Raw genomic sequence first — 25,947 nt, 5'->3', positions numbered from 1 at the left:
TGGCCAGCGAGGTTTTCCTCCCCTTAAGTATTCACCCAATTGCTATCTTTTGCAGGTTGGGGTGGAAAGTGCACTTTCCTTGGGTTTTTGTGGTGGGTATCACAGTGATGAGTGCGGTTATTTGATGGTTTCCCTGACCGATTATGGGGAGCTCTTGGCTTGAACAACTTCAGTTGTGGCATTGGCTACTGACGTGCTGTGAGCTGGTAGAACCTCGAATTCAGTAATTCGAAAAGACTACTGAATTCGGGGTTTTTCGCATGAATTCGGATTGCTGAATTCGGAATCTTTGAAAGGGGCGGAGGAGTGGCAGGTTATTGAGGTTCTCGAAATCACGCACTCGAAAGAACTAGTGAATTCGAGAACTTTTGACCCCTTTCGAGTGTGTGATCGCGAGACCTGCAGGGAGGGTGGACTGGCGGCCATTCCTCCCAGCTACAAACGTTGCAGAGCAGAAGGTTTACCTAGAAAAGACCCACAAGCTGATTAATGCAAAGATATAGGAAAGCTGCGGAAATTATGGCCATAAAGGTATTGCTCAACCATCCATTACGCCATTCCTTGGGAGTGCGATCCGTATTCAACAAAAGCAGCAAGGTTAAGCCCAAAAAGGGCATAAAAAGCGCGCCAAGAACGCCATAAGTAATAATTAACCCGGTGGGCTGACCCAATAACAGCAAAAGCATGGGCGGGAAAGTTAACCAAATTAGATATGCACGGTAATACTTTCCACCGGAACGAATATCTGGATGGTCCGATGGAAGTTTCTTGAGGTGTCCGACATAGTCTGCAAACATCAGCGAAACACCATTCCACACACCGAGCACCGACGAAACTGCTGCCGCCAAGAAGCCAACAAGGAATACCTTCGACATAACGATCCCATAGCGATCTTGAAGGACATAGGCCAAATCTACAAGACCCTGATCATTGGAAGATACCGAGAGATTGGCGGTGTACAGCATTTCTGCACCCAGGATCAGCATCGCAATAACAAAGATGCCGGTGATGGCATAAGCAACGTTATTATCGAGGCGCATAACCTTCATCCACTTGGGGGAATACCACCCCTTTTCCCGCAGCCAATAACCATATGCAGCCAGGGTGATTGTGCCGCCAACGCCACCAGCAATTGAAAGAACATAAACGAAGGATCCATCTGGAACAGTGGGGACAAGGCCTTTAAGAATCTCAGGAATATTCGGAACCGAGATGAGAGCAATTCCCACGACGGTTACAAACATGATTCCCACCAAGACTGCAATGAGGTTTTCGAATATCTGATAACGTCCGAGCCACATTAGGGCAAAACACAACAAACCAGTACAGATGGCCCACATGGTAAGGCTTGTGCCCGGAAAAAGAGCTGCCATGGCAAGCCCTGCACCTGACATGCCTGCAGCACCATAGACCAAACCCCAAATAACGATGTAGGGAGCGAAATACCAGGAGGTCCACTTACCCAACTGGCTCCACCCGTGGAAAATCGTATTCCCAGTAGCAAGGGTGTACCTACCAGCCCCCTCTACCAACACGATCTTCATGAGCGTTCCAGCGATGACAGCCCACAACAGTGCATATCCATAGCGCTGTCCGGCAATCATTGTTGCCACCATATCTGCTGCACCCACTGCAGTTGCTGCTGCGACAAGGCCCGGTCCGACCAAAGTCCATTTGACCTTTCCTGGTGAATCTACTTGCACTTCTTTCGAGACCAAGATATCGCCTTCCATATTAATAAATACTTAAATAACCCTTAAAGGGTATGGCCTAAAGCATAGTTTCACCTCACCATGACGCAAATCTCCCCCTATGTAGGTGTGGAGCTAAACCCTTAGCAATTATTTTGTACTTAAGTTTTTGAAGACCGCAGAGCCTGCCCCTCTTGACTACAACCCCCACAAAACGACCCTCTCACACCATGGCCCCAACCCTTTCCCGCCAGCCCGTTCACTGCCAGAACTAGCCCCCCAACCAAAATTTTGCCAGCAGTATCATAATTACTCCTTGACGTAAGCGAGATCACACTGCAAAATGTTCTTTATGAACCTGTCTGACAGCTGGACACCTAGACAGCAAGTGGTCTCAAGGATCAGCGCTGCCGAGGAAGTCTTTAATGCCATCCGCCAAGGAATCCTCAATGGGGAGATCCCGCTGGGTACCAAACTCAGCTCCGAAGCCACCCTTGCCTCATCTTTTGGAGTTAGCCGCTCGGTAATTCGCGAAGCGCTGCGCTCCACGGCCACCTTGGGCCTGACCAAAACTGAAACTGGACGCGGAACTTTTGTCATTTCCGCCCAACCCACCAATGACCTCATGCTGGGCACTTACTCTGCTGTTGATCTTTATGAGGCCCGTCCGCACATTGAAATCCCCGCTGCAGGCCTCGCAGCCACCCGTCGCACTGCCGATGACCTGCTGCAACTCCAAGGAATCATCGCAGAGATGGAGTCTGAGGATGATCACCTGGCGTGGGTAGAGCTGGATACGGAATTCCATGCGGCTATCGCAAAAGCCAGCAAAAACTCACTTTTTGCCCGCATCGTGGGAGATATCCGCGGCTCTTTGGCCCGCCAATCAGAAACTGTGAATGTGGTTTCGGGCCGTCGTGAACCCTCAAATAAGGAACACCGCGCCATTGTGGAAGCCATCTCAGCTCAGGACAAAGCGGCAGCTGAAGCTGCAATGGCTCACCACCTGCGTGCGGTTCAAACTGCCGTTGACTCCATCCTGGGTAAAAACTCATGAGCACCCACACCCTGCCACGCCACCAACCCTTGGTTGCCCAAACCCGCGGAGAAATCATTGAGTCCATCCACTACGGCTCTGCAGCTGTTCTCAATGCAGATGGTTCCCTAGCATTTTCCATTGGCGATCCCGAAGCACTGTTTTATCCACGCTCTGCCCTCAAGCCCCTTTTTGCCGTCGGCATGCTGCGCGCAGGATTGAAGCTTAGCTCCGAGCAATTGGCACTCGCAGCAGCTAGCCATTCAGGCTCCACCCGGCATCAAGACATTGCATTATCAACCCTCACCAATGCCGGATTAACCGCAGCTGACCTGGGCAACTCCAGTGATCTGCCCTATGGAGCAGCAGAGCGCCAAGCTCACCTCCAAGCTGCTAAAGGCCCCGCCCAGCTGGCACAAAATTGCTCTGGCAAACATGCCGCTCTCCTGGCATTATGCCGCCTCAAGGGCTGGGACACCGCCACTTATCTGGCGCCGGAGCATCCCATCGCCCAGCTGTTGCATGAGACCATCACCGAGCTCTGCGATACGGAAATCACCAGCGTCAGCGTGGATGGCTGTGGCACACCCGTCTACCCTATTAGCCTCAAAGCGCTGGCCCGCGGCTATTCCCGCCTGCAAACCGCAGCGCCAGGAAGCCCAGAAGCGCAGGTCGCCCACGCTATGTCCAGCCATCCGGAGCTGGTGGCGGGAATTGGCCGCGATGTCACAACCTTCATGCAGGTCCTACCCGGCGCGATTGCCAAGGACGGATTTGAAGGTATCCAAGCTGTGGCCTTGCCCGATGGTCGCGCAGTGGCCATCAAAATTGCTGATGGCAGCGATCGCGCTCGCCTTCCCATTACCGCTTCCCTACTTTGCCAGATTCTCCAAACAGCAGCGCCGATGGCTTTGGAATCCCTGCGCACCCTGCCGGTAACGGCGGGCGTGCGGGAGGAAAACGTCGGCAAGCTAAGTGCTTTTTAAAAAGGAAATTTTATGACCACCACCCTTAATGTCCGTTCCGAACACGATCTCATTGGTGACCGCGATGTCCCAGCAGAGGCTTACTGGGGTGTGCATACTTTGCGCGCCGCCGAGAATTTCCGCATCACCGGGCACACCCTGGCGGATAATCCGCACCTTATTGAGGCTTTTGCGCGGGTAAAACAGGCCGCAGCGCGCACCAATAATCAGCTCGGGCTGCTCGATGACACCCGCGCCGTCGCCATCGACGCTGCCTGTGAGCGAGTGGCCGCCGGCGAGTTTAATGAGCAGTTCATTCTGGACCCGGTTCAGGGCGGCGCCGGTACCAGTACCAATATGAATGCCAATGAGGTAATTGCCAATGTGGCCCTGGAGATTTTGGGCCACCACAAGGGCGAATACCAGTACCTGCACCCCAATGACCACGTCAATCTCTCCCAGTCCACCAATGACGCCTACCCCACCGCGGTAAAGATCGCCACCTGTTTTGCCGCTCGGCCGCTGCTGGCGGCCATGGGTGAGCTGGAGGACGCTTGTCGACGAAAAGCTGTGGAGTTCCGTGATGTGGTGAAAATGGGAAGGACCCAACTCCAAGATGCCGTTCCAATGACAGTGGGACAGGAATTTGAAGGCTGGGCAGTGACCCTGCGTGAGGATCATGACCGCCTCTCGGAATCCCTCAAGCTGGTTACGGAAATCAACCTCGGCGCCACAGCTATCGGCACCGGTCTTAATGCCCCGGTGGGATATGCCGAAGCAGTGTGCGAACATTTGGCACAACTTACCGGCTTACCACTTAGCACCAGCCCCAATCTGGTGGAAGCAACCAGCGATGTTGGATCCTTTGTCCACCTCTCCGGAGTGCTCAAGCGTGTGGCCCTTAAGCTTTCAAAAATCTGCAATGACCTGCGTCTTCTCTCCTCCGGACCGCGCGCTGGCCTTAATGATATCCAGCTGCCGGCCGTGCAATCAGGATCATCGATTATGCCCGGCAAGGTCAATCCTGTGATACCCGAGGTAGTAAACCAAATTGCCTACCAAGTAGTGGGTTATGACGCCACCGTCACCATGGCTGCAGAAGGCGGACAGCTGCAACTTAATGCCTTTGAACCCGTGATCATGCACTCCATCAGCCTGTCCATGAAGCACCTGGCCAATGGCTGCACCACCCTCGCCCAAAAGTGCATTGTGGGCATCACCGTTGATGAAGATGCCCTGCGCCGCCAGGTGGAACAGTCCATCGGCCTGGTCACCGCGCTTAATCCAGTACTGGGATATGCCCAGTCCACGATGATCGCCATGGAAGCTCTGCATTCCGGGCGTGGCGTTGCCGAGCTTGTGCTTGAGCGCAAACTGCTCACCGGCGCCGAACTTGCTGAACTCTTGCGCCCCGAGCGCCTAGCCAACCTCCAAAAATAACCCAGATTGTTGAGAATCCCATGACCCAAACACTTCCTGATTCCGCCTTGACCGCTGGCGATCATGACTACCACAAGGGACTAAGCACCCGCCAAGTAAATATGATCGCCATCGGCGGCGCGATCGGCACCGGCCTCTTTATGGGGGCCGGCGGACGATTAGCCCAGGCAGGCCCTGGCATCGTCATCAGCTACGCCATCTGCGGCGTCATCGCCTTCTTGATTCTCCGCGCGCTTGGCGAACTTGTCATGCACCGCCCCAGCTCCGGATCATTTGTCTCCTATGCCCGCGAGTTCTACGGCGAAAAAGCAGCCTTTGCTACCGGCTGGCTCTATTGGCTGAACTGGTCCATGACAGCCATTGTGGACATCACCGCCGCTGCCCTCTACATGAACTTCTTCGGCCGCTACCTCCCATGGATTTCCGCGGTACCGCAGTGGATTTGGGCATTGGGTGCATTGGTCCTGGTCCTGGGCATGAACATGATCTCCGTGAAGGTCTTCGGAGAACTAGAGTTCTGGTTCGCGCTGATCAAGGTTGTCGCCCTTTCAGCCTTCCTGATCGTGGGCTGCTACTTTGTCATCTTCGGCACTCCGATTGAAGGACACGATACTGGCTGGTCAATAATCAGCGATAATGGAGGCTTGCTGCCAAATGGTGTCCTCCCCGTTCTGGTTCTTATGCAGGGTGTGGTTTTTGCCTACGCTTCCATTGAGCTTTTGGGCACTGCAGCTGGCGAGGTGGAAAATCCAGAAAAGGTTATGCCTAAAGCCATCAACACCGTGATCGTCCGCATCGCTGTCTTCTACGTCGGCTCCCTGGTTCTGCTGTCCATGCTGCTGCCATATACCGCATATCATGCAGGTGAAAGCCCATTTGTTACCTTCTTCGGAACAATTGGAATCCCGGGTATGGACGTAGTGATGAACCTGGTTGTACTGACCGCGGCAATGTCTTCCCTCAACGCTGGCCTCTACTCCACCGGACGCATTCTGCGCAGCATGTCCCTCAATGGCAGCGCACCAAAGTTCGCCGGACGTATTAATGCTGCTGGTGTTCCCTACGGCGGAATCCTCATCACCGGTGTGGTTGCAGCAGCAGGTGTTGTGCTTAACGCTGTTGTGCCTGCTCAAGCCTTTGAAATTGTGCTGAACTTTGCAGCCATTGGCATCATCGCCTCCTGGGGCATGATCGTTTTGTGCCACATCGCGCTGGTTCGCAAGGCTAAGCGTGGCGAATTGCAACGACCCAGCTTCCAAATGCCATTTGCTCCCTATTCCAGCTGGGCGGTCCTGGTTGCGCTGGTGCTCATTGTGATCCTCATGGCCTTTGATAATCCTGTCGGTACCTGGACGGTTGCAGGGCTGCTTGTTATCATCCCGATTTTGATAGCTGGATGGTATGCCTGCCGTGGCCGGATCAATGAAATCGCGGCTGCTCGCGCCGCCGGAGAAAATGTTGAAGAAGTTTCTCTGATCTAGTGCTGTGAGCTGGCAAAAACCCGAATTCACAAAGTCGGAAAGACTAGTGAATCCGGGCTCGTGAATCCGGAGTCTGCGAGGGCGAGCAGATTGTGGAAGGTCTCGAGATCACGCACTCGAAAGAACTAGTGAATTCGAGAACTTTTGACCTCTTTCGAGGGTGTGATTTCGAGACCTGCAGGGGCTATTCCTCCCAGCTGCGGACCTTGCGGAGGAGGAGGCGGCTCTTGCGCTGGGAGGCGCCGAGCTTTTTGCTCATCAGGGCGAGGACCTTGATGGCGTCGTTAATATGGGGTCCCTTGTTGAGCATGACGCATTCGGCACGCAGCGCCATGGCAGCATCGGTGATCTCGGCGCGGGAGGGCAGGCCGTTTTTGGCCATGTTTTCCAGTACCTGGGTCGCCAAGATGGTGGGGATGTGAGCAGCTTCGGCCATGGCCATGATGAGCTGTGGTACCTCGGCCATGCGCTCAAAGCCCAGCTCAACGGCCAAATCGCCACGGGCGATCATGATGCCGAAGTTCTCATGCTGCATACCGGCCATCAGCAGGTGAGGCAGGTTTTCATAGCCCGGGATGGTCTCGATTTTGAGAACCAAGCCGAGGCGCTCGGCGTCGGATGGGCTGGCAACGTCCTTGAGGGTTTTGAGTACATATTCGACGTCGGCAACATCGCGAATGAAGGAGATGGCGGCGATATCGGCATGTGCAGCCACAAACTTGAGGTGCTGGACATCTTCTTCAGTCAAGCTAGGCAGTGGCAGGTGAGAATCGGGAAGGTTGATTCCCTTGTAGGCAGCCAGATTTACACCTTGGGGACGCGCGCGAGTGACCTCCAAGTCCACGTCAACAATGTCACCCGTGACATTTTTGGAACGGCACACTGCGGCGATGGAGCCATCATCAAAGAGCACGCGGTGGCCAACTTCAATAGCAGCAACTGCCTGTGGCAGGGTGCAGCTAATACGTGGAGTGGTCTCTGGATTGGCCTGTGGATCATAAATGGTTTCCTCGGAGGTGAGGATTAGGTGATCCCCGACTTTGAGGTTAATGCGCTGGGTACCTGCAGGAATTCCATAAACCGGGGAACGCTCATAATCATGTTCCAAAAGGGTTCCGTTGGAGATATAGGCCTTTTGCTCGCCCTCGGCCAGCAGGCCGTCGTCGAAAAGCGCAGTAACGGTGAAGGTGCGGCGGGCGCCGCGGGTGTCGTGGAGGTTGATTACGCTGCCGACCTGCAGTTTTGCGTACCACGCTGGGTCGACCTGGATGGGTAAGGTTGGGCGGCCGGGTAGGCCGGCTGGTGGTTGGCTGGCGTTGGGCGCGGGGGTGACCCAGATTTTTGCTGGGGTGAGGACGGTGCCGATGTCATCGCGGGTGACTCGTGCGACGCCGACTTCGGGGCCCGGCGCGATGGCTCCGGTGCGGACCTTGGGGCCAGCGAGGTCCATGTTGATGCGGATTTCGCGGCCGAGTTCGGAGGCCACCAGGTGCACATTGTCAATCATCTGCTGCCACACGGTTTCATCATCGTGGGCGCAGTTAATGCGGGCGAGGTCCATGCCGCTCTCGGCGAAACCGCGCACTAGCTCAATGTCGGTGGCGGCCTCGGTGGGCAGGGTCACCATGATGCAGGATGGGGTGGCTGGCTGTGGTGCGCCGAGCAGAACCTCTGCGTGCTCGTCGAGGATTTCATCGGCATCCTCAAAAGCGTGGACTACTTCTTCAGGGGTATAAAGTGGGCCTTCACCAGCGAAAGCGCCGATAACATTGCGGGCTGCTTTGAGGCGAGCCTGGACTGCAGGTTCGGTGGTGGTTAGGCGGGTAGCTCCCACAGCAGACAGCTTTTGCTGCAATACGCGCAGGTCACGGGTGCGCAGATGAGCGTAGTGCATAAGGTTGCGGGCACCGACAAAGTGAGTCGGGGCAACCTTAGAGATGTCCTCGCGGTTGGCCTCAGTTACCTCATCTAATTCCAGGATTAAAGCATCAAGCTCTGTTTTGATCTCCTGCAAAATAGTCTGATCAAACTGATTCATGTGTGCTCCTTTAGTAGCCACTTAAAAACACTTCGAAGTCCAAATAACTGAGCCAAAGGTAGAAACCACCGACCGCGATACTTTTCCTACAAAGTTTCTGCAGAGGTTCTGCAGGGTTTCTGCAAAGTTTGTGCAAAGTTTGTGCAAAGTTTGTGCAAAGTTTGTGCAAAGTGGTGCCTGGTGCAAAGTAGGTAACCCGCAAAGTGGTGCTACCAGGGCAATTTCTTAATCCGCCTTTTAACTCACATTCATTTTGCACCCAAAAAGCCGATCCGGCAGCGCAACTATAAGCGGCAACTACCGGATCGGCTTAAGGGTTCTAAAGAAGACTCTGGGCGGAGGCGTTCCCTAGCTGAAAATCTGTTCCTGAATAGCGCGCAAGGTTGCAGCGGAATGCTGAAAGCGCTCCATTTCGTGATCGCTGATTTCAAGCTCAACCACGCGGCGAATGCCGTGGCGGTTAATCACAGCAGGGGTGCCGATGTAGATATCTTCTTGTCCATATTCACCGTTGAGCAGCGCAGATACTGGAAGCGCAACATCTTGGTTTTGCAGAACTGCGCGGGTGATGCGAGCCAGTCCCATGCCGATGCCATAGGAAGTAGAGCCCTTGGCGTCGATGATGTGATAGGCGGCGTCGCGAGTATCTTCAAAGACCTTTTCCAGGCGGGAGCCCAGCTCAGGGTCCTTTTCCAGAAGCTTGCGCAGGGATACACCGGCGATGGTGGCAGAGGACAGCACTGGGAGTTCGGTATCTCCGTGTTCGCCAATGATGTAGGCGTGGATGGAGCTTGGGGCTACCTCATAAAGTTCGCCCAGCATATAGCGGAAACGGGCGGAGTCGAGGACGGTGCCGGAACCGATGACGCGGCTGTGATCCAGGCCTGAGAATTTCCAGACGGCGTAGGTCAAGATATCAACTGGGTTGCTGGCCACCAGGAAGATTCCATCAAATCCGCTGGCCATAACATCGCCAACGATGGACTTCATAATGTTGACGTTTTTATCCACCAGTTGCAGGCGGGTTTCACCGGGCTTTTGGGCGGCACCAGCGCAAATGACCACCATGGCAGCGTCGGCGCAGTCGGCATAGGTTCCCTTGGTGATGCGGGTGCGTGATTCTGCCCAGACAACGCCGTGGTTAAGGTCCATGACATTGCCTTCGAGCTTCTTTTCATCAATGTCGATGATAGCCAGGTGATCGCTGTATCCTTGGTTGACCAGTGCGTATGCATAGGCAACTCCGACGTCGCCAGCACCAATAAGAACGATCTTGTTTCCGACTGTCTCTTTCATATTTAACCCAAATCCTCACTTGCCTTGGCCGGGCAGGCTCAGAGTTTTCGATGGAGCTAATGCCCGGAAATCTTCTTACATGTTTAATTATGCCTGATTTTCAGGCCAGGAACTGCCCGAACGGATATTTCTTTAGAGTTGAAAACATCACATATTTTCTCCGACAATTCACCAGAAAATTCGTCAGCTGCGAGACTACAATGCTTGCACTGCAGGCCATCAGAACTTCTGCCATCATGCCAAGTATGGTTTCGCTCCCTAGACTAGCGTCACTGCTGCGTCCGCGCCGTACTTCCGGGCCACAACCTTCCAGGTCCCTCCTTAAACCAGGCACCGCTCAACCCGGCGGAAAACCAGGTAAGCCCGCAACTGTCGCCCCCAAAGCCCTAAGCAGAGCCACCAGCAAAGCCCTCAGCAGAACCGCAAGCAAAGCCCTCATCTTTGGCCTCCGCCTCAGCGCAGAGCTGATTCCGGGCATTCGGATGTCGCCCACCCAGCATAAAATCCTGCCCGCCAATATGGGCGCAGGTTTTTTGGGAGCGGAAATCGCCACTTGGTGGGCACTTTCGCCTTCGCTTTTGCCCCGCCCTTGGTGGGTGCAGGCTTCCAACCTGGCAGTGCTACAAACTGTGGGACACGCTTCGGCCACGGCCATTCATTCCCTATTGCCCCATCCCCGGCGCGGTCCTTTAAAACACCTTAACCGCGGCTTTTATACTGCTTCCCACCTTGTTATCGGAGCTACCACGGCGATCACCACCATTGTGGGCTTGCGGCGCCAAAACACCCAGAACAAATTATTGGGTGTGCCCCACACCACTTTGCTAAAAACCGCGGGCGCCATCATGCTCGGCACCGCCGGTTATGGGATCGCCCTGCTCAGTGGCGAGGTCCTGCAACTCACCATTTACCGCCTCCGCATTCTCAGCAGGCACATTTTGCCGTCTTGGGTGCGCTGGCTCAGCTGGCCACTATCGGTCGTAGGACTCACCGCTGCCCTGGTTTTGCTGAGTAATCGCGTATTCCTCCGCCGCATGCTCAACAAAGCTGCACGTCAAGCGGCATATTTGAATCAACTCATCTTCCCCGGCACCGAACAACCCTGGGAGCCAGAGCGCTCGGGCAGCCCCTGGTCCTATGAGAGCTGGAGTGCGGTGGGCTCGCAAGGCCGCGCCGTCCTTTCGGGCGGGCCCCGGCGTACAGATATAGCCAGCACCATGGGATTTTTGCCCACTGAAGTCCATGAGCCGATCCGCGTTTTTGCAGGTCTAGTACCCGGCCGCTCCCCACAGGAACAAGTCCGTCTCATCATCGCCGAGCTTCATCGCACTGGCGCCTTCCGTCGCGATATTTTTGTCATTCACACCTCCACCGGCACCGGCTGGATCACCGACTGGTCAGTCGACACCGTGGAATTCCTCAGCGCTGGCAATTGCGTGAACATCTCCATGCAATATTCCTACCTCCCCAGCGCGCTGAGCTGGTACAAAAACAACGAGGCCCCCATCAATGCAGCGCGTTTGCTTATCGACGCCGTCCGCGCCGAGCTGGCACAGCTCCCCACCGGGGCGGGAGCGCCCCGGTTGTATCTGGCGGGTGAGTCCCTTGGGGCATATGGCACTGCGGCGGCATATGGGCGCGTCGAAAAGCTGCTTGAGGTGGCAGATGGTGTTTTGTTGTCTGGCACCCCGCGGTTTTCGGATGCCATGCAGGAGTTGGTGGCGGCGCGCGATGCTGAATCCTCGCAGCGTATGCCGGTTTTTGCGAGCGGCAAACATATTCGTTTTGTCGCCACCCCGAAGCATTTGCACACGGCAAATGAGTGGGAATTTCCGCGCATGATCGTGGCGCACCACATTTCCGATCCCATTGTGTGGTGGGATTTGGAGCTTTTTATCCGTCAGCCGGAATGGCTCAAACACCCAGCTCAAGACCATGTTGATGTGTTTCCGCGGCTGCGCTGGCTGCCTTTTGTCACCGGTTGGCAGGTGGCTTTGGACATGGCGAGCTCAGTGACGGTTCCCGGTGGTCACGGCCATAATTACCATGCCGAGTTCATCGATTATTGGGCCGCGATGCTGGGAGACCTGACTGTGACTGAGCAACAGCGGGAGAAAATTGTCGACTGGATCCGCAGCAATTCCATTAAGCGCTAGTCTGAGAAACCATGACCCACGCAATTATTTTTGATCTTGATGGCACCCTCGTTGACCACCATTCCGCAGCCCAAGCGGCCTTGGAGGTGTGGTCACCAACCTTGGGCATTGAGCCCGATTTTCCGCTGTGGGCGGAATTGGATAAGTGGGGTTTTGGGCGTTTCGAAAGGGGCGAAACCACCCAAATGGGCCAGCGCCGCGACCGCATTCGGGCCTATACCAAGCGGGAGCTTAGCGACGCAGAATGTGATGAAATCTATTCCGGATATCTGCGCGCCTATGAGCAGAATTGGACTGCCTACCCCGATTCTCAAGAAGCCTTAGAAAAAGCAATTGCGACCGGCTGCCCGGTAGGAATTTTGACCAATGGTGCCCAAGCAATGCAGCAGGACAAATTAGATCGCACTGGTTTAGCTCGCCCGGAGTTGGTGATGCTCGCTGCCAGCACCTTGGATTCCGCTAAACCACGGCCTGAAATGTATAGCCGCGCCTTGGAATTCCTCAACGCCACCTCCGCCACCATCATTGGCGATGACTGGGTTAACGACGTCGAAAAGCCCCGTGAGCTGGGCTGGACCGCAATCTATATTGACCGCAGTGGCACGGACCCCCGCGCCGATATTCAGTCTTTGGGTGAGTTGGACTTTTAGTGGCATAAACTTGTACAAGATGTACAATTGCAGTATGCGTGTCAAAGCCACCACAAGCCAATTTCGCAATGAACAAAGTCGCTATCTTGATATCGCCCAACGCGTACCTGTTGCAATTCTAAGTCGAGGTACCCGACCTCGTGCTGTTGTCGTTTCACCAGAATTCTATGAACGTGCCATGCGGGCGCTGGAGCATTTTGAGAACATCCAGGCAGCTGAGGCAGCCCGTACCGAATCCGGAGAAATTTCCAACGCAGAGCTTAAAGCAGAACTCGGGATCGACTAAGACACATTGAAATGCCTTCATACTCGATCAGTTATAAAAATTCTGCCGCTAAAATTTTACGCAAGTTAGAGCCCTAAGATCAGCGACGAATTATAAACGCAATCGAAACACTAGCTTCAAACCCACGTCCAGCAGGGGCAAAAATGCTCCAAGGTGGCGCTGGGGAATTACGTATCCGAGTAGGTGCATTCCGAGTCATTTATGAAATTCACGATGAAAAACTAATAGTTTTAGTACTTCATCTGGGGCACCGTAAAAAGTCTATCGACATTTTTGATTACGCTTAAGGGAGAGTTGCTGACATATCAGCACTCACCCGCATTATTTTGCGCAGACAAAGGAGAAATACATGAAAATTGGTGTCGTTCTAGGCAGCATCCGTGAAGGCCGTTTTGGTGCAGGAGTTGCTGAGTGGGTCATGGGCCAGCTCGCTACCCGCAACGATGAGGGCGTTGAGTACGAGCTCATCGACCTCAAGGAATTCAACGTTCCACTGCTAGAGAGCGCAGTTGTCCCAGGTGCTGCCAACAAGCAGTACGACGATGAGAATGTCACCAAGTGGTCCCAGGCAATTGATGCTTGCGATGCTTTCATCTTCATCACCCCTGAGTACAACCACGGTGTTCCAGGTGCTTTCAAGAACGCTTTTGACGTTCTGGGCTCCGAGTGGTTCAACAAGCCAGTCGGCTTTGTATCCTATGGTGCAGCCGAAGGTATCCGCGCAGTTGAGCAGTGGCGCCAGATTGTTGCCAACTTCAACATGTTCAATGTCCGCGCACAGGTTTCCTTCTCCATCTTCACCGAGGCAAATGAGAACGGTTTCGCTCCAAACGAGCGTCGCGCAGGCGAATTCGCCGGTGTTGTTGACTCCCTCCTGCAGGCATTGAATAAGTAGTGCACATGCCATACTGGGTGATGTGAAAGCACATGAAATTGTGATGGACTGGGTCACCGCTGAACTTCAAAGCGGTCAACTCAGCATCGGCGATCACCTGCCCAGTGAGCGCGCACTTGCCGAAACCCTCGGGGTTTCTCGCAGCTCTTTGCGGGAAGCCCTGCGGGTATTGGAAGCGCTTGGCACCATCACCACCAGTACCGGTTCCGGACCCCGTTCAGGAACCATCATTAACGCCGCTCCAAGTCAGGCACTTTCTTTGTCGCTAACCTTGCAGCTGGCCACCAGCCAAGTTGGCCATGGCGATATTTATGAAACCAGGCAGCTTTTAGAAGGCTGGTCTGTGCAACATTCCAATCCCGCCCAAGTGGAATGGGAAAAGGCCGAGGCCCTCCTCGATGCCATGGATGATCCCGAGCTCCCACTGGAGGAATTCCTCCGCAAGGATGCCGAGTTCCATATTTTGCTCTCCAAGTCTGCATCCAACCGCCTGATCAGCACACTAATGGATGCCCTACGTATTTCCATTGCAGAACATACTGTTACCCGCGCCAAGGCACTGCCCAATTGGCCGGAAACTGCGGCTCGTCTCCAGCAACAGCATCGCGCTATTTTGGCTGCTTATAAAGCTGGCGAGCGCAGCACCGCAGCAGAACTTATCCAGCGCCATATTGCTGGTTACTATGAGGAAACTGCAGATGCGAGTGCCGCATGACCAAAACACTCTGGGCTACCAGTGATTTGCATGTGACGTTTAAAGAGAACCAAGCAACCGTCGACAAGCTCTCCTCCAGGGACCCGGGGGACTGGCTGATTGTCGCCGGCGACGTTGCCGAGCACATCCCCGATGTGGTGCGCACAATGGCGCAGCTGGTCAAGCGTTTCCACACGGTTATTTGGGTGCCCGGAAACCACGAGCTTTTTAATCGCAAAACTGACCGCATTAACGGCAAAGCGCGCTATCGTTCGCTGGTGGGGCAGCTGCGCGCGCTCGGTGTGATTACCCCGGAGGATCCTTTTCCCACCTTCGGCGGCGTGACTATTTGCCCGCTTTTTACCCTTTATGATTATTCCTTCCGGCCGGTGGGGTTGAGCGCAAAACAGGCCATTGCGCAGGCCAAGGTCAAGCTTGATGATGAGCTCGCCATCGCGCCCTATGTGGATATCCAGCAGTGGTGTGCAGAACGCCTGGAATACTCCACTACCAGGCTTAATGAGGTCAAAGGCCCCAAAATTTTAGTCAATCACTGGCCCTTGGTTATTGAGCCCACGCACCGTTTAATCAACCGCGATATTGCCCTGTGGTCTGGAACCACCGCCACCCGTGATTGGACCCTAAAATACAACGCGCTCATGGCCATTCACGGTCACCTGCACATTCCAGCGGAAACGCGGGTTGATGGCATTAGCCATGTGGAAGTCTCACTTGGTTATCCCTTTGAAAAACATCCGCCGCATGTGCAGCGACCCTGGCCTTTCCCTGTGATGGAAATTCCCTAAACTTTTTGGCGTTCCGCGGGAACTTTTGGCAGGGGCATTTTGGGGGTTTTGGCCACAATTTTGGCGGGAACCGTGGCACAAGCTTGCTCGACTACTAAGCCATGACCAATACACTTCGGGATTCCGCGGCAGCGCACAACGCCGCGCCCAAGAACATCGGCGGGCTCGGGAGCGCCACCGCCATGGTGCACCGTTTGCACACCATAGCGGGCATTTTTGTGGCACCGCTGTTGCTTATTGCAGCTTTGAGCGGCTTCTTCTACGCCCTCGCCCCATCCCTTGAAAACGTTGTTTACCAGCGCGAACTCAGCGCCACCTCAGGTTTGCCCGCGCACCCCCTCGCCGCGCAAATCGAGGCCGCGCAGTCAGCGCGCCCAGACCTCACATTCAGCTCCGTCCAGGTATCAGACGACTCCACCGCAACCACCCGGGTGCTTTTCGACGACCCCACGCTGCCGAGTTCCAGCTATAGGCAGGCAGTTTTTGTTGATCCTGGCTCTTTGGAAGTAACTGGTGAGCTGGTCCAATATGGTTCCTCACGCGCTTTGCCTTTAAGGTCTTGGATTTCCGAAGGCCATCGCCGCCTATGGCTCGGTGAACCCGGACGCATTTACTCCGAAATGGCCGCCTCCTGGTTGGGTATTTTGGCACTAGCTGGCGCATGGATGTGGTGGACTCAGCGCCGCAAGAAGTCTGGCAGCTCTGCACGCGCTCGTGCAAAGAAGTGGCATTCAACGGTGGGAATTTGGTTGCTACCGGGCTTTTTATTTCTCACCATTAGTGGTTTGACCTGGTCCATGTTTGCTGGCACCAACATTGGTGAGCTTCGCGCCCAATTAGGCTGGGTAACTCCCAAACCGGAAGTTGCCATTAGCACCGCCATGCCGGAAATGGCAGATATGGCGAGCATGGCTGGAATGTCGGCAAATCATCATATGGAGGCAATGGCCTGGTCAGGCGCGGATATCTCGCAGGCAGATACGGTGTATTCAACGGCGCGGGAGGCGGGACTCACCGGAGTTCTGGAACTCACCGGCCCAGCTGATGCCAATAGTGCATGGGTGGCAAGTGAAATGCGCCAAGCCTGGAAAATGGAAAACGATGCCGTCTCCATTAATGGAGCTACCGGCGTAATTGTGGATACCGTGAATTTTGCCGATTGGCCCTTGGCTGCACAACTAACAGCGTGGATTATTCAGCTCCACATGGGCACGCTATTTGGGTTGCTCAATCAGATTGTGATGACGCTTATTGCCCTCGGGCTCTTTGCGATCATCTGTTGGGGCTACCTCATGTGGTGGCGCCGCGGTAAGGCGGGCAAACCCGGGCGCCTGCCAGCAGCCGGACAGTGGCGTAAAGCCTCGCCTTTTGCCCTGGCAGCGGTTGGTATTTTCACCTTGGCCTATGCCATTATGGCTCCGCTTTTTGGCATTAGTTTGATTGTCTTTGTGGTACTCGATGCCATCATTCAGCGAGTTCGTTCCCTCAGCTAGCTCAGCACAGCCCCAGCGCAACCCCAAAACCTCCGCTTATGCAGGAGGTTTTCTGCGTTTACACCCCTGCCACCATACCCCCGCCATTACCCCTATTTTCTGCATCTCATTGACTTTAAAAGGTGACTTGCCTTACATTTTTGTGGTCAGACCACATGGTTTGGCCACACTGCCGGCGACCACACCCAACCCCTGCATCGAGATGAGGTCACTTTGACAACCACAACCCCCACTCAGACCCCCGGGTCTGAACAAACTCCCAAGCTCAACAAGCGCGTCTTGCTGGGCAGCTTGAGCGGTAGCGTTATCGAATGGTTCGACTTCCTGGTGTATGGAACCGTCGCTGCGCTGGTGTTTAACAAGATGTATTTCCCCAATGACAATGCCTTTGTCTCCACCATCTTGGCCTATGCCTCATTTTCCTTAACCTTCTTCTTCCGTCCCCTCGGCGGCGTCATCTTCTCCCACATCGGCGACCGCATCGGACGTAAGAAAACCCTGTTTATCACCCTCATGCTCATGGGTGGCGGCACCGTGGCCATTGGCTTGCTCCCGGATTACAACACCATCGGCATCTGGGCCCCAATTTTGCTGGTCTTCCTGCGCATCCTGCAGGGCATCGGCATCGGCGGCGAATGGGGCGGCGCACTCCTACTGGCCTATGAATACGCACCCAAGAAGCAGCGCGGACTTTATGGCGCAGTACCCCAAATGGGCATTTCCCTCGGCATGCTGCTGGCAGCCGGCGCGATCTCTGCACTGACCCTCATGCCTGAAGAAGACTTCCTCACCTGGGGTTGGCGTATTCCTTTCATCGGCTCCATCGTGCTGGTCTTTATCGGCCTAGCCATTCGAAACGGCCTGGATGAAACCCCTGAGTTCAAGCGCATCCGTGAATCCGGCAACCAGGTAAAGCTGCCAATTAAGGAAGTTGTTACCAAGTACTGGCCAGCAGTGTTGGTCTCTATCGGTGCCAAGGCTGCAGAAACCGGACCGTTTTATATCTTCGGCACCTATGTGGTTGCCTATGCCACCAACTTCCTTAATATCCGCGATAACCTGGTGCTTTTGGCCGTGGCTTGTGCAGCACTGGTGGCCACCATCTGGATGCCACTTTTTGGAGCTTTCTCCGATCGGGTCAACCGCGCAGCCCTGTACCGCGCCTCGGCAATTGCCACCATCATCTGCATCGTGCCTTATTACCTGATCCTCAACACCGGCCAGCTGTGGGCACTTTTCCTCACTACTATCGTCGGCTTCGGAATCCTCTGGGGCAGTGTTAATGCAATCCTGGGCACCGTTATTGCAGAAAACTTCGCTCCTGAGGTCCGCTACACCGGCGCTTCCCTGGGTTATCAGCTAGGAGCTGCCATCTTCGGCGGCACGGCACCGATTATCGCAGCGTGGCTGTTCGAGGTTTCCGGTGGTCAGTGGTGGCCAATCGCCCTCTACGTCACCGGCTGCTGCCTGATCTCTGTGATCGCATCATTTTTCATTAAGCGCGTGGCCCACCAAGAAGCCTAAGCTGGAATTATCACCCCAAAAACCTAGAAAGGACCTCCCCACATGGTTCAGCGTCAGCTCCCCCACCCAACAGAACTTCTAGAACTTATGAAGTTTAAAAAGCCTGAGCTAAATGGCAAAAAGCGCCGCCTTGATTCCGCACTGACCATTTATGATCTGCGCAAAATCGCTAAGCGCCGCACCCCAGCAGCTGCTTTTGATTACACCGATGGCGCTGCCGAAGGTGAAATCTCCATCAAGCGCGCCCGCGAAGCCTTTGAAAATATCGAATTCCACCCCGATATTTTGAAGCCAGCCACCAATGTGGATACCTCCACCGAAATCCTGGGCGGCAACTCCGCGCTGCCTTTTGCCATCGCTCCCACCGGCTTTACCCGCCTCATGCAGACCGAGGGCGAAATTGCAGGTGCTGGCGCAGCAGGAGCAGCAGGTATTCCTTTTACCCTCTCAACCTTGGGCACCACCTCTATTGAGGATGTCAAAGCCACCAACCCCAATGGCCGCAACTGGTTCCAGCTCTACGTTATGCGCGAGCGCGAAATCTCCTATGGCCTGGTGGAACGCGCTGCAGCTGCCGGTTTTGATACCTTGATGTTCACCGTGGACACCCCAGTTGCTGGCTACCGCATCCGCGATACTCGCAATGGTTTCTCCATTCCACCGCAGCTCACCCCAGGTACTGTGCTTAATGCCATTCCACGTCCTTGGTGGTGGATCGACTTCCTCACCACCCCAACCCTGGAATTCGCATCTCTTTCCACCACTGGCGGTACCGTTGGTGACCTACTCAATAGCGCCATGGACCCCACCATTTCCTATGAGGACCTAAAAATCATCCGCGAAATGTGGCCCGGCAAGTTGGTGGTTAAGGGCGTGCAAAATGTCCCCGACGCCGTCAAGCTTATCGACGAAGGCGTCGATGGCCTCATCCTTTCCAACCATGGTGGACGTCAGCTGGATAGGGCTCCGGTTCCATTCCAGCTGCTGCCACAGGTCCGCCGCGAAGTTGGTGCAGATCCCACCATCATGATCGATACCGGCATTATGAATGGTGCCGATATTGTGGCCTCGATTGCTATGGGCGCAGATTTCACACTCATTGGCCGCGCTTACCTCTATGGACTCATGGCTGGTGGACGCGCCGGTGTTGATCGCACCATCGCAATCCTACGTTCTGAGATCACCCGCACCATGGCACTGCTGGGAGTGTCTTCCATCGAGGAGCTGGAGCCACGCCACGTCACCCAGCTCACCAAGTTGGTACCAGTGTCAAATAATGTAAAAAACCTTAGTGACCTGGTCTAACCAAGGCGAGCGGGGTTGCGTCGAAAAGCGCTTTATTTAAGCAGCCACGGCGCGGCTGCCACAATGAGTGCTGCGGTCCCGCGGTCCAGGGTGGGCTGCAGGTCCGGCACAAACGCCGGCGAGTGGTTGCCCGGCGCGTTGACCTGATCGGCAAAACCGCCGAGGCCCCAGAAGGTATAGGGCGTGCCAAAGGCATCGGGGATGATAGAAAAATCCTCCGAGGCCGGCACCGGCGCCAGCTCCACCGAATCCGCGCCGAAGTACTCATCAACTGCCGCCCGCACCCGCAGGGTGGCATTTTCCTCATTCTGAGTCAGCGGGAAGAGGTCATAATAACGGAACTCCGGAGGCTGCGGACAGCGCGCGGCCTCGCATTCATTAATGATGATGCGCTCGATCGCCTCATGCAGGTGGGCTGCAACTTCCTTGTTAAACGCGCGAGTATTTAGCTGCAGCACCGCGGTTTCCGGAATGATATTGGACTTGGTGCCCGCATGAAAACTGCCCACCGTCAGCACCGCAGTCTCCGCCGGCGCAATTTCCCGGGCCACCACCGACTGCAAACGCGAAATAATTGACGCGCCCAGCACAATCGGGTCCACGCTCAAATGCGGCATCGACCCATGACTACCTTTGCCATGCAGCGTGACCTCAATCGACGCGGCCTCAGACATCACCGCACCCACCCGGGTGCCCACCGCCCCGCCGGGCAAGCTGGACAGCACATGCTGACCCAGGTACACCTCAGGCTTAGGGAGCTTGTCGACGATTCCCTGCTCGACCAGCAATTGGGCGCCAGCGGCGATTTCCTCAGCAGGTTGAAACACCGCCATAAACGTTCCCGACCACGCTGCGCGCTGATTGAGTAACGCCTGGGTAGCACCCAAAAGCGCGGTGATGTGAAAATCATGCCCACAAGAGTGTGCAACTGGAGTTTCTTGGCCAGTGTTTTTATCAATTTGGGTGGCACCAGTGGCTGCGTAATCCTTATCGCAGCGCTCAGCCATCGGGAGTGCATCAATATCACCCCTAGCTGCAACAACAGGGCCTTCACCATTTTCGATCAGCGCCACCACACCGGTTTCGCCCAGGCGGTAGATGGTTTCTACGCCATAGCTTTTGAGCTCTTGTTCAATGCGCGCGGAAGTTTCAAACTCCTGCAGCGATAGTTCAGGGTGCTGATGAAAATGCTTGTAGAGCTCTTCGCGCTCGGCACGATTATGCTCTAGTTCTGCCAAAATGACGTCTAGCTGGGGGTGCGCCATCGGTGGGCTCCTTGCTTATTAAAGGAAGAGGTTGGAGCCCAAAATAGTGGTTTTAGCCCTGCTGCGCATCCACCCCACAAGGAATGCCTGTTGAGTGATGAGGGCAGTAGCCGTCAGGGTTCTTGTCCAGGTACTGCTGGTGGTAATCCTCAGCCAGGTAATAGTCCTCTGGCTTAATCACTGCGATCTCAGTGGTGATCTCGCCAAAACCGTGCTGTTTGAGGGTCTCACCATAGGATTTGACCAAGGCGCGGACGCGTTCGGCTTCTTCTTCAGTTTCGGTGTAATACGCGGAGCGGTACTGCGTTCCTACGTCATTGCCCTGGCGGAAACCCTGGGTGGGATCGTGGGCTTCGAGTCCACGCGCTACCAGCTGCTCTAATGAGATCTTTTCTGGATCATAAACAACCTCAACGATCTCGGTGTGGCCGGTGCGACCAGAACACACCTCACGATAAGTGGGGTTGGGGGTATAACCGCCGGCATAACCTACTGAGGTGGAATCCACGCCTTCCATCTTCCAGTACATCTGCTCCACACCCCAGAAACAGCCCAAGCCGATCCAGATGCGTTTTTGTCCCTCTTTCCAAGGGCCAGTAACAGGGGTTCCTAAAACAGTATGTGGTTGGGGATCTTTTAAGACCGGGTGGCGGCCACCTTTAAGAGCTTCTTCGGGGGAGACCATCACAGGTTCTGGGGCAAAAAACCATGCCATTGCGCGCTAATCCTTTCAAACTGAATTAAAGCTTTAAATTCTAATTTTTGCTTTTGAGTTCGACTTTGAGGCCGACTCTACTCCCCTTTTTAACACCGCTGGTCAGCGATATATTTCCACAAGATTCAGCCTGTTTACCTGGAATGATGTGATTTTGGGGAGGATCAATAGGAATTTTTAACAAGTTGTTGCATTATCAACAAAAAGGCCTATCATTGTTTATAGCGCTTCCGAGTGACTCCCAAAGATGGTCATGGATGTCCCCTGTGAACTGGACTTCTGAAGATTATCCAAAAGATGTATATGCTCGGTTCCGTACCCTACGAAAGGAAAATCACATGGCTGTTTATGAACTACCAGAACTTGATTACGCATACGACGCTCTTGAGCCTCACATTGCTGCAGAGATCATGGAGCTTCACCACTCCAAGCACCACGCAACCTACGTTGCTGGCGCTAACGCTGCACTCGAGGCACTAGAGAAGGCACGCGAAGAGGGCACCAACCCTGACCAGATCCGTGCACTGTCCAAGAACCTTGCCTTTAACCTTGGTGGACACACCAACCACTCCATCTTCTGGAAGAACCTTTCCCCAAATGGTGGCGGCGAGCCTACCGGTGAGCTGGCTGAGGCTATCAACCGCGACTTCGGTTCTTTTGCTAAGTTCCAGGATCACTTCAACTCCGCAGCTCTTGGCCTTCAGGGCTCCGGCTGGGCAGTTTTGGGTTATGACCACATCGCAGGCCGCCTCGTTATCGAGCAGCTGACCGACCAGCAGGGCAATGTCTCCGCTGACCTCACCCCACTGCTTATGCTCGATATGTGGGAGCACGCTTTCTACCTGCAGTACAAGAACGTAAAGGCTGATTACGTCAAGGCTGTATGGAACGTCTTCAACTGGGATGACGTAGCAGAGCGTTTCGCAGCTGCTTCCAAGTAAGCACCTTCCCTTGAAGCTCCTTTAGAGCTTGGGGAAATATTTAAGCCGCTGCCTTTTGGCAGTGGCTTTTTGCATGGCTTAGTCCAGCTTCCGCGCCACATAGAGCTCGGATTCACGGTCTCGGAAGGACTAGTGAATCCGAGAAATTTAGGGTCCTTCCCAGGGTCGTGAATCCGAGAGATTTTCCCTGGCCTAGTTCCTTTAGTTCCGGCCCTCGCCAAACACTTCCAGATCCTCCGGGGCTCCAGCAACAATAATCTGGTCGCCTTCAGACAGCACACTGGCATTATCAATCGGCTGCCACATGCCTAGAGCTGGGCGGATAGAAACTACGCGCACACGATAACGCTGCCACAGTTTCTGGGAATCAATCGGCTTACCCACCATCGCTGCTGGTGGTGAGAGCTTGATCATTCCATAATCTTCATCAAACTGCGCGAAGTCTTTAAAGCGGCCACCAATAAGGTGGGCTACTCGGCGTCCGGTATCGCGTTCGGGGCGCACCACATTATGCACACCCACCTGGGTCAAAATTTTGGCGTGAGCATCGGAGTCAGCCTTGGCCCAAATATTCGGGATTTCCAGGTCAACCAGGTTTGAGGCCGTGAGCACGGAAGACTCCAAATCAGAGCCAATGCCCAGCACCACTCTTTCCACCTCATGCACACCAAATTGAATAAGGGTTTCGCGGTCGGTGGTATCGCCAGTGGCAGCATCCGCCAAGAAGGAAGAGCACTCCTGCACCAGGCGCGCATCAGAATCCATGCCGAGTACTTCTACGCCATGGCTGGAAAGCTCCTCTGCCAGCGAGGCACCAAAACGGCCCAGGCCTAAAACCACTACTGGTGGGATGTCGATGCGAGCGCGATTGCGATTGTGGCGAATCGGATTAACCAATGAAAGGCCTTTCTTCGGGGTATTCAAAACGTCGGGTGTTGTTTCTAGCGGCTAGGGCAACCACCAGGGTGACAGGACCAATGCGTCCCAGGTACATAACAACGCAGAGGATGATTTGGGAAAGATCGCTCAGCGAAGCAGTAATTCCAGTAGAAAGCCCCACGGTGGCAAAGGCGGAAATGACCTCAAAGATTACTTGATCACCTGTCATCTCGGGGTTCAAAATTCTTAGGGCGCCCACGGCCAGGGTAACCAGTGTGAGGCTGGTTGCAGCCACTGCAAAAGCCTGGCGCACCACTGGTTGACCGATGGTGCGGTGACTAATGGTGGCATGACGATCACCACGAACCTCGGCCATAATCACAGCAAAAAGCACCACTGCGGTGGTGATTTTGATACCACCTGCAGTACCTGCGGAGCCACCACCAATAAACATCAAAAGATCCGTGCCCATGAGGGTCACCGGATGAAATTGGGCATAGTCAAGAGAGTTAAAACCCGCAGTACGTGGGGTCACACCCTGGAAAAACGCCGCCAGCATTTTGGGGCCAAAGGGTAGTCCTGCGAGGGTGTTGCGCCATTCAAAAATCAGCATCATCAAGAACCCGACCACAATCAGCACTGCGGAGCCGACCACAGTAATGCGGGTGGTAACGGATAGGCGACGGTCACGCTGGCGTCCACGCCCACGCACAATATCCATGCCACGACCCCAGAGTTCAGCAACTACCGGAAAGCCCAAACCGCCGACAATGAGCGATGCTGCCAGCGGCAGGATAATCCAGGCATCGCCCACATAGGACATGAGGTTGTCACTGCGCAGGCCAAAGCCAGCGTTATTAAAGGAGGAGACTGCGTGGAAGAAGCCATTCCAAAGAGCTAATCCAAAACTCATGTCATAGCTCAGCCACAGTCTCAAGCTCAAAATGGCTGTCACAATCGCCTCGCACACCACCAAAATAAGCAGGGTGACCAGCAGTGTTTTGCCAATATCACCGGTGTTCAGTGAGCGGTTTTCTGCCAGGGTATTGCGGCGAGCTCTCAAACCAATGCGTCCGCTAACTAGCATGCCAGCCAGCGCGGTCAGGCTCATAATGCCAAAACCACCAGCTTGGATAAGCCCGGCAACAATGGCTTGGCCAAGTCCATTCCAATAACTTCCGGTATCAACCACCACCAAGCCGGTCAGGGTGACTGCGGAGGTAGCTGTAAAAAACGCAGTCAGCAGGTCTGCACGTTCGGCACTCACCGTGGCAGTCGGCAGGCTCAACAGCCCGGTTCCCACCGCGATAAGAACAATAAATCCGATCACCACCGTTTGGGGTGGGGAAAAATTAAAACGTCTTTGCCGTCTAAAACGGTCTAAGAGTCGAGTTTGGCTAAGGTGCACCGCGCTGATCGTAGTCCCCTAAATGACCCCTGCCAATAGTTATTGCAGATTATTTACCAATCTTGTTATTTCTGAGCGCAAAACGAGAATCCGCCACAAAATCTCTAAACACCTCCACTGCTGGCGCTGGTCCTGAATCAAGCCTCCACACCAGGCCCAAATCCCTAAAAGCGGCTGGCTCCAAAGGCCTCAAAACGATGCCTACGGTGGGCAAATAGGGATCATCCAAGGGCACAATTCCCACCCCTAAACCGGCGCTGACCAGACCGGCAACGGTGGTGAGCTCCATGGATTCAAACACCACCTGGGGTGAAAACGCGGCACGCGCTGCCAACTCGTCCATAAGCAGGCGAGTACCAAAACCCACCCGCATCGCCACAAAAGGTTCATCCTTGGCTTCCCGCAAATCAATAGCACCGTTCCCAGCAAGCCGGTGTCCTTCCGGAACCGCCAGCGCCAAACGCTGACGCAAAAGCGGAACCCACCCCAATTTCTCCCCAACTTCCGCAGGTCGCGGCCCCACCAAAGCTAAATCAGTGGCATCTGACAGCACCCGATCTACCAAATAGGTAGCCGCTGCCTGGTGTAATTGAAACTCCACTTGCGGGTGCTCGCTGCGGAAATGTCGAATCAGCTCTGGCACCATCCAGGTGCCCAAAGAGTGCATAAAATCAAGGCGGATTGTGCCCCGCTCCGGGTCCATCAGTCGCTTGATCTCAGTGTGAGCTGCCTCCACCTGCGCCACAATGCTGCGCGCATGCGCATAAAAAGCATGTCCGCGCTGGTTGAGCACCAGGGTGCGCCCAGCGCGGTCAAAAAGTGCGGTCCCTAAGTGCTTTTCGACGCGCCCGATGCGCCTCGACAAAGTCGGTTGTGGAATGCCCATCCGGTCAGCACTTTCACTTAAATGACCAGAAGCTGCCACCTCAATAAAGCTGCGGATATCCACAATTCTTAGGTCTTGGCCGTCATTGTCCATGCCC

At 54.7% G+C, this 25,947-nt stretch carries 23 protein-coding genes; 15 read left to right on the top strand and 8 right to left on the bottom strand.

Annotated features, from left to right (window positions below):
* Positions 1-464 precede the first annotated feature (464 nt).
* The gene (locus tag SFC07_RS12660) at positions 465-1,733 is read right to left on the bottom strand and encodes an Nramp family divalent metal transporter (protein WP_411208672.1); all 1,269 of its coding nucleotides are present in this window, start codon (positions 1,731-1,733) and stop codon (positions 465-467) included.
* A 310-nt stretch (positions 1,734-2,043) separates the two neighbouring features.
* Here SFC07_RS12660 and SFC07_RS12655 point away from each other — a divergent pair, with 310 nt between their 5' ends.
* Genes SFC07_RS12655 through SFC07_RS12640 form a run of 4 tightly spaced genes read left to right on the top strand, consistent with a single transcriptional unit; the run spans position 2,044 to position 6,613 of the window.
* Positions 2,044-2,748 (top strand): FadR/GntR family transcriptional regulator, encoded by a 705-nt coding sequence (locus tag SFC07_RS12655; RefSeq protein WP_411208671.1) that lies wholly within the window; start codon positions 2,044-2,046, stop codon positions 2,746-2,748.
* Complete coding sequence (locus tag SFC07_RS12650) at positions 2,745-3,713, top strand: asparaginase (protein ID WP_411208670.1); 969 nt, start codon at positions 2,745-2,747, stop codon at positions 3,711-3,713. Before SFC07_RS12655 ends, SFC07_RS12650 begins: the two co-directional genes overlap by 4 nt.
* Before the next feature lie 12 nt (positions 3,714-3,725).
* Positions 3,726-5,132, top strand: a complete 1,407-nt coding sequence (locus tag SFC07_RS12645; protein WP_411208669.1) for an aspartate ammonia-lyase — start codon at positions 3,726-3,728, stop codon at positions 5,130-5,132.
* A gap of 20 nt (positions 5,133-5,152) precedes the next feature.
* Positions 5,153-6,613 carry an amino acid permease gene (locus SFC07_RS12640; protein ID WP_411208668.1) on the top strand — a complete coding sequence of 487 codons (1,461 nt, stop codon included), beginning with the start codon at positions 5,153-5,155 and terminating at the stop codon, positions 6,611-6,613.
* Positions 6,614-6,797: 184 nt separating this feature from the next.
* Here SFC07_RS12640 and SFC07_RS12635 read toward each other — a convergent pair whose 3' ends face one another.
* Together SFC07_RS12635 and SFC07_RS12630 are read right to left on the bottom strand one after the other, a co-directional pair.
* The gene (locus SFC07_RS12635) at positions 6,798-8,651 is read right to left on the bottom strand and encodes a pyruvate kinase (RefSeq protein WP_411208667.1); all 1,854 of its coding nucleotides are present in this window, start codon (positions 8,649-8,651) and stop codon (positions 6,798-6,800) included.
* 348 nt (positions 8,652-8,999) lie between these two features.
* Positions 9,000-9,947: an L-lactate dehydrogenase gene (locus tag SFC07_RS12630; RefSeq protein WP_411208666.1), complete on the bottom strand. Its 948-nt coding sequence runs from the start codon at positions 9,945-9,947 to the stop codon at positions 9,000-9,002.
* A 245-nt stretch (positions 9,948-10,192) separates the two neighbouring features.
* Here SFC07_RS12630 and SFC07_RS12625 point away from each other — a divergent pair, with 245 nt between their 5' ends.
* The 10 genes from SFC07_RS12625 to SFC07_RS12580 all read left to right on the top strand — a co-directional run bounded on the left by SFC07_RS12625 (position 10,193) and on the right by SFC07_RS12580 (position 19,756).
* Positions 10,193-12,103, top strand: a complete 1,911-nt coding sequence (locus tag SFC07_RS12625; RefSeq protein ID WP_411208665.1) for an alpha/beta-hydrolase family protein — start codon at positions 10,193-10,195, stop codon at positions 12,101-12,103.
* A gap of 11 nt (positions 12,104-12,114) precedes the next feature.
* A complete protein-coding gene (locus SFC07_RS12620; RefSeq protein WP_411208664.1) occupies positions 12,115-12,753 on the top strand; it encodes an HAD family hydrolase in 639 nt (212 codons plus the stop codon).
* A gap of 34 nt (positions 12,754-12,787) precedes the next feature.
* Positions 12,788-13,039, top strand: a complete 252-nt coding sequence (locus SFC07_RS12615) for a type II toxin-antitoxin system Phd/YefM family antitoxin (protein ID WP_411208663.1) — start codon at positions 12,788-12,790, stop codon at positions 13,037-13,039.
* Between the two features lie 89 nt (positions 13,040-13,128).
* Positions 13,129-13,326, top strand: a complete 198-nt coding sequence (locus SFC07_RS12610; protein ID WP_411208699.1) for a type II toxin-antitoxin system RelE family toxin — start codon at positions 13,129-13,131, stop codon at positions 13,324-13,326.
* A gap of 62 nt (positions 13,327-13,388) precedes the next feature.
* Entirely contained in the window at positions 13,389-13,934 is a 546-nt protein-coding gene (locus SFC07_RS12605) for an NADPH-dependent FMN reductase (protein WP_411208662.1), read from the top strand.
* A gap of 22 nt (positions 13,935-13,956) precedes the next feature.
* Positions 13,957-14,649, top strand: a complete 693-nt coding sequence (locus SFC07_RS12600; RefSeq protein ID WP_411208661.1) for a FadR/GntR family transcriptional regulator — start codon at positions 13,957-13,959, stop codon at positions 14,647-14,649.
* Positions 14,646-15,434: a metallophosphoesterase family protein gene (locus SFC07_RS12595; protein WP_411208660.1), complete on the top strand. Its 789-nt coding sequence runs from the start codon at positions 14,646-14,648 to the stop codon at positions 15,432-15,434. The genes SFC07_RS12600 and SFC07_RS12595 overlap by 4 nt, the downstream gene beginning before the upstream one ends.
* A gap of 101 nt (positions 15,435-15,535) precedes the next feature.
* Complete coding sequence (locus SFC07_RS12590; RefSeq protein WP_411208659.1) at positions 15,536-16,927, top strand: PepSY-associated TM helix domain-containing protein; 1,392 nt, start codon at positions 15,536-15,538, stop codon at positions 16,925-16,927.
* A gap of 213 nt (positions 16,928-17,140) precedes the next feature.
* Positions 17,141-18,451 carry an MFS transporter gene (locus tag SFC07_RS12585; RefSeq protein ID WP_411208658.1) on the top strand — a complete coding sequence of 437 codons (1,311 nt, stop codon included), beginning with the start codon at positions 17,141-17,143 and terminating at the stop codon, positions 18,449-18,451.
* Positions 18,452-18,493: 42 nt separating this feature from the next.
* A complete protein-coding gene (locus SFC07_RS12580; RefSeq protein WP_411208657.1) occupies positions 18,494-19,756 on the top strand; it encodes an alpha-hydroxy-acid oxidizing protein in 1,263 nt (420 codons plus the stop codon).
* Between the two features lie 32 nt (positions 19,757-19,788).
* Here the strand turns inward: SFC07_RS12580 and SFC07_RS12575 are convergent, their stop codons facing one another.
* Positions 19,789-21,021, bottom strand: coding sequence for an amidohydrolase (locus SFC07_RS12575; protein ID WP_411208656.1), 1,233 nt, complete (start codon positions 21,019-21,021; stop codon positions 19,789-19,791).
* Between the two features lie 52 nt (positions 21,022-21,073).
* Entirely contained in the window at positions 21,074-21,736 is a 663-nt protein-coding gene (gene msrA, locus SFC07_RS12570; RefSeq protein WP_411208655.1) for a peptide-methionine (S)-S-oxide reductase MsrA, read from the bottom strand.
* A gap of 338 nt (positions 21,737-22,074) precedes the next feature.
* Here msrA and SFC07_RS12565 point away from each other — a divergent pair, with 338 nt between their 5' ends.
* On the top strand, positions 22,075-22,677 hold the full coding sequence (locus tag SFC07_RS12565; RefSeq protein WP_411208654.1) for a superoxide dismutase: 603 nt from the start codon (positions 22,075-22,077) through the stop codon (positions 22,675-22,677).
* Positions 22,678-22,878: 201 nt separating this feature from the next.
* On the opposite strand, the gene SFC07_RS12560 is transcribed toward SFC07_RS12565, so the two are convergent.
* From SFC07_RS12560 to SFC07_RS12550, 3 genes are all read right to left on the bottom strand, one after another.
* Positions 22,879-23,574: a potassium channel family protein gene (locus tag SFC07_RS12560; protein ID WP_411208653.1), complete on the bottom strand. Its 696-nt coding sequence runs from the start codon at positions 23,572-23,574 to the stop codon at positions 22,879-22,881.
* Positions 23,567-24,886 (bottom strand): TrkH family potassium uptake protein, encoded by a 1,320-nt coding sequence (locus SFC07_RS12555; protein WP_411208652.1) that lies wholly within the window; start codon positions 24,884-24,886, stop codon positions 23,567-23,569. The genes SFC07_RS12560 and SFC07_RS12555 overlap by 8 nt, the downstream gene beginning before the upstream one ends.
* 127 nt (positions 24,887-25,013) lie before the next feature.
* Complete coding sequence (locus SFC07_RS12550; RefSeq protein WP_411208651.1) at positions 25,014-25,943, bottom strand: LysR family transcriptional regulator; 930 nt, start codon at positions 25,941-25,943, stop codon at positions 25,014-25,016.
* Between the last annotated feature and the right edge of the window lie 4 nt (positions 25,944-25,947).

Source organism: Corynebacterium callunae, assembly GCF_046592015.1.
GTDB lineage: Bacteria > Actinomycetota > Actinomycetes > Mycobacteriales > Mycobacteriaceae > Corynebacterium > Corynebacterium callunae_A.
Note: the sequence above shows the minus strand (reverse complement) of the source record. Positions and strands in the feature narration are given on the sequence as shown.